This is a genomic window from Gordonia gummivorans (genome assembly GCF_022513585.1).
Taxonomy (GTDB): domain Bacteria; phylum Actinomycetota; class Actinomycetes; order Mycobacteriales; family Mycobacteriaceae; genus Gordonia.
On the sequence record NZ_JAKWBF010000094.1, the window covers coordinates 1 to 539 of the forward strand.

Annotated in this window: 1 pseudogene; it reads left to right on the plus strand. The window is 69.6% G+C overall.

What is annotated here, in order from left to right:
* Nucleotides 1-539: pseudogene (locus MKW15_RS24250) on the plus strand (HNH endonuclease); the annotation flags it as partial.

Consider the following 539-nt stretch of genomic DNA (forward strand, 5'->3'; position numbering starts at 1 on the left):
CGTTCGCACCACCCGACACCGGCCGTGAGGTGCATGAGGCCCTCACCGCGCTGCTGCGGCTACGAAACCTGGTCGACCACCACGCCGCAGTCCTTGCTGGGGCCGTGGAGCGGTTGGGGCTCGCGACGAAGCAGGGTCGCACCACCCGCGAACTGTTGATCGTCATGGGGTGCGCGCCCGCGGTCGCCACCCGGTTGCTGCGTGTCGGTGTTGCTCTGGCCGGTCCACCACGATTGGCTGGTCACACCGCTGACGGCACGCTCTCCGGTGAGCACGCCGACGCGATCGCCCGCGGACTGTCCCATATCGGTGTGCGGGCGAGGGAACCGCTCACGGAGTCGCAGCGTCAAACCTGTGTGACCGATCTTCTGGCCCAAGCCTTCTCCGGCGCCACTCCCGCCGACATCGACCGCCGTGCCCGCACCCTGGGCAACCGGGTCGCCGACGATGCTCCCGCCGCGGTACCCGCCCGCGATGACCGCGACATCAACACCTTCGATGTGACCACCGATGGTGACGGCCGGGTCGTGGTGCGTGGC